Annotated in this window: 2 protein-coding genes; one reads left to right on the forward strand and one right to left on the reverse strand. The window is 64.7% G+C overall.

What is annotated here, in order from left to right:
* Positions 1 to 1,615 (reverse strand): ATP-dependent helicase HrpB (hrpB, locus tag VKP01_RS13230; protein WP_324413029.1); only part of this gene is annotated, 1,615 nt, incomplete at its 3' end.
* 239 nt (positions 1,616 to 1,854) lie between these two features.
* Here hrpB and VKP01_RS13235 point away from each other — a divergent pair.
* On the forward strand, positions 1,855 to 3,483 hold the full coding sequence (locus VKP01_RS13235) for a hypothetical protein (protein WP_324413031.1): 1,629 nt from the start codon (positions 1,855 to 1,857) through the stop codon (positions 3,481 to 3,483).
* The last annotated feature ends 764 nt before the right edge of the window (positions 3,484 to 4,247 follow it).

Genomic DNA, 4,247 nt, shown 5'->3' on the forward strand with positions numbered 1-4,247 from the left:
GGCCGCCGAGCGCCTCATCGGGCATCCCGGCGTCGGATTGCGGTCTCTGGCGATCCCCATCGGGCGATACGGACTTGGCCCAGCGTTGCGCCATGACCCGTGCCTGTTGCGCGCGCCCTCCACCCTCGCGGCGCAGGCGCATGACACGCTGTGCGAGATCGGCATCGTCGCCGGCGAGTCCACGCTCGACCAGCACGGCCGCACAATCGGCAGCGAGGCGTGCGGCTTGCGGGGATTCCTCAGCTGCAGCCACGATCATCCGGGCAAGGCGCGGCGGCAGCGGCAGGGCGCGCAATGCCCGGCCCGTATCCGTCAGGCGCCCATCCGCTTCGATCGCCCCGAGATCGGTCAGGAGCTTGCGCGCTTCCGTAAGGGCGGGTGCCGGGGGCGGATCGAGGAAGGGCAGCCGGGCGGGATCGATCTCGCCCCAGGCGGCGCAATCGAGCACCAACCCGGTCAGATCCGCATCGAGAATTTCCGGGCGCTGATACGGCGCCAGCGCCCCGTTCGCCGCTTCTTCCCAGAGCCGGTAGCAGATACCCGGCTGCGTGCGTCCCGCTCGCCCGCGCCGCTGATCGGCGCCGGCGCGCGAAATCCGCACGGTCTCCAGCCGCGTCAGGCCGGAGCCGGGTTCGAAACGCGGCACTCGGGTATAGCCCGAATCGATGACCACCCGGATGCCTTCGATGGTGAGCGCGGTTTCCGCAATGCTCGTCGCCAGCACCACCTTGCGCTTACCCTGCGGCGCCGGGGCGATGGCGCGGTCCTGCTCGGAGCGCTCCAGCGCACCGAAGAGCGGCGCCACAATCACGTTCGGATCATGCGCGCGCTCCGTCAGCAGCCCCTCCACCCGGCGGATATCGGCGGCGCCGGGCAGGAAAACGAGAACGGAGCCGGTCTCGGCTTCAAGCGCCCGCAGGATGCAATCAACCATGTCGGCGGCGAGCGGGCGGCGCGGATCACGCCCGCCATAGCGCGTCTCCACCGGATGGCTGCGCCCTTGCGATTCGATCACCGGTGCCGGCTGCGTTTCCCCGATTTCCGGCTCGGGTCCGAGCAGCGCCGCGATGCGCGCGCCGTCGAGGGTCGCCGACATCACGAGAATGCGCAGATCCGGGCGAAGGCCCGTCTGCACGTCCCGGGCGAGCGCGAGACCGAAATCCGCATCGAGGGAACGCTCGTGGAACTCATCGAAGATCACCAGCCCGACCTGGTCGAGCAGGGGATCATCGAGCAGCATCCGCGCGAAGACACCCTCCGTCACCACGGTAATCCGCGTCTTCGGCCCGGAGCGGGTTTCGAAGCGCATGCGCAGACCGACGGTATCGCCGACACGTTCGCCGAGACTGTCGGCCATACGCTGCGCTGCTGCCCGTGCGGCGAGCCGGCGGGGCTCAAGCAGGATGATCTGTCGCCCCGCAGCGCTGTCTCCGGCGAGAAAACGCGCATCGCGCAGGAGTGCGAGCGGCACCCGCGTGGTCTTGCCCGCACCGGGAGGCGCCACCAGCACCGCTGATGCATGCGCGTCGAGCGTCGCAATGATGCGATCGCGCACCGCGTCGATGGGAAGAGCCTCGCGGAAGGCGGGGGATGCGGGTTCTGCGGAATCGGACATGCGCAGAGATCTAAACCATCTGCGCTTCGGCTGCATCGCCTGTTTGCAGGTGGGCGGATCAGCCGGGCTTCGCTGCCCGGATCGATTGCCTTTGGAGGTGTAACAACGTGTTGATAATTGATTAGCAACTTAAGATTAAAAACAATCAGGAAGCGGTTTCAGGGGCAGTTATGAAGATCTTGAATTCTGTCGCGATTATCCCGGGCGTCTTGCGGTCCATCACCGCTGCGGCGCGGTGCATGGCGCATGTAGCCCTCGGGTTTCGTGCCGACATGCGGGCCAATATCGCCCTCATCTTCGCCCTTGCCCTGATCCCGATCCTTGGCGCGATCGGTGCGGCTCTGGATTATTCGCGCTGGGCGGATGCGCGCAGTACGGTTCAGGCCATGGTGGATGCGACGGCGATGCAGGCTGTCGGGCGATCACGTGATCGCGCCGCGCTCGATGCTGCGGAGGAAGCGCTGCTCGCGCGCCTTCAGGAGGTCTCGCATGCACCCGTGATCCGCGAACTCCAGGTCATGCGTGAAAACCCGGTCGAGGAAACGCAGACACTGGTCGCGGTTTCCGTCAACGGGGGCGTGCCCACCACCTTCATGCGTTTCTTCGGCTTTGCGGAGCTGCCGCTCCATGCCGAGGCCCGCACGCGTGGTGAGCTGCGTTCCTTCGAAATCTCGCTGGTGCTCGACGTGACGGGATCGATGCGTTTCCGCGGCAGGCTGGCGGCGCTGCAGGATGCGGCGCACGGCCTCATGGATACCATCCTGCCCGAAGGTGAAGCCACCGGTGAACGGGTGCTTCTCAATGTGGTGCCCTACGTGACGGCGGTGAATATCGGGCGCGATCGCGGCGACTGGCTAGCCCCGCTGGACGAGGCGCCGCACAACCACCCGCCCGGCACTTCCCGCTACGCCAACCGCTATATCTGGAGCGCGAGTGAAGTTGCCGGTGCGGATTGCCAGGGTACCGGTGTGATCTGGGATCCCGCTCTGGGGGTGTGCTATCTGGGCAATCGCAGTGAATGGACGCGCCCGGGCCCCTGTCCGGGTGTTCGGATCAACGGCACCTGCCATGTCGCCGATGGCTGGATGGGATGCGTCGAGGAAAGGGGGCGCGATCCTCACGCGTTGACGGATGCGCCGCCGGCAATTGCGCCGTTCACGCCCTATTACTGGCCGTCCTGGCAGGGGGTGGGCAATCCTCATGCAGAGGCCATGCACAACAGTTATCTGCCGGTTGCGATCGACGAGAGCGTGACGACCAACGCATCAAGCAACATGGGACGCGGCCCCAATCTCGGCTGCCCGCAAAACGCGATCACCGACTGGACCAACGACCGTCGCCTGCTCGGCGATGTAATCGATTCCCTGATGCCCTGGGGCCGCAGCGGCACCATGACGCCAACGGGTCTCGCCTGGGCATGGCGCACGCTCTCGCCGCGCTGGGGCGGCATGTGGGGGGATACGCCGGCGCCGCGGGACTACGATCCGCAAAACGTCGAGAAGATCGCCATCTTCATGACCGACGGCATCAACCAGTTCTTTTCGGTCAATGCACCGTCCGGAGACAGCGACTACGGCGCCCTGGGTTTCATCAGCGAGAATGACGGTGTCGACCACGGCAACGAACAGGACTTTCTCGACGACAGAATGTTGCGGCTCTGCACCGGGATGAAGGATGCGGGAATCGAGATCTTCACGATCGGCTTCGATCTGCAACGCTTCGAAGAAGGGATCCAGGCGCGTCAGATGCTGCATGATTGCGCAACGACGCCGGAGCATTTCTTCGATGCGGATGTCAGCAATGTCGACCGCGCTTTCGACGAGATTGCCAACGATATCCGCTCACGTCGGGAGCGCATCACGCATTGAGCATGATCGTCACCGGTACAACGGCTGCGGCGACAAGCGCCTTGTCAATGCTGTCGAGGAACCGGGAAGACTCTTGTATCTGCGCCGGTTCTCCCTTTCCCCGCCGCGTCCATACCGTTTCCGGGCTTCGTCCTTCCGTGGGTTCGGGCGCAGCGGTCGCTGGTGGCTGTGGAGATGCTCGCCAGCGGGGTCACCCATGTGATTGTGCCAGAAAAGCCGCCGTATCGCGCTTCCTTCGTCCCCGATTGCGAGCCGGTCACACCAGCGCAGCACCGAATACCATGATGAGGCGCAAAGCGTGTGACCTCGAAGAGAACCATTACCCTCGGCCGAGCGCTCCCTTTTCGGATTGACAAAGCCGCAATCGGAGGACCGGTGCGCGCGACGTGAAAGCTGCACTTGTGTGGCCTGAAACATGACTGCACCCGGTCACATGCTTACGCAGGCAAGAAATCCTTGCATCTGAGGAGCACCCGAACATGCACGCCAACCAACAGCATGGGGATACAATCTTGAACTGAATGAATAGCCGACTGAACTGATGAGGTGGATGCCGGACGGTCGTGTCGCGAAGGTGGTGGAAATTTGAAGGCGGCGTAATCTCCGGGTGATTCAACCCACCCAACCGGCGGCGGCAACCGCCAGGGAGATCACGCCATGGACCAGACTACAGACACGACCATGCCAGCGCTACTGTGCAGCGACGCCGGCTACGATCCCATCGAGGATCGGCTTCGTCAGAACATCCGCGCTACGATCGAGGC

This window comes from Saliniramus sp., from assembly GCF_035311605.1.
Lineage (GTDB): Bacteria > Pseudomonadota > Alphaproteobacteria > Rhizobiales > Beijerinckiaceae > Saliniramus.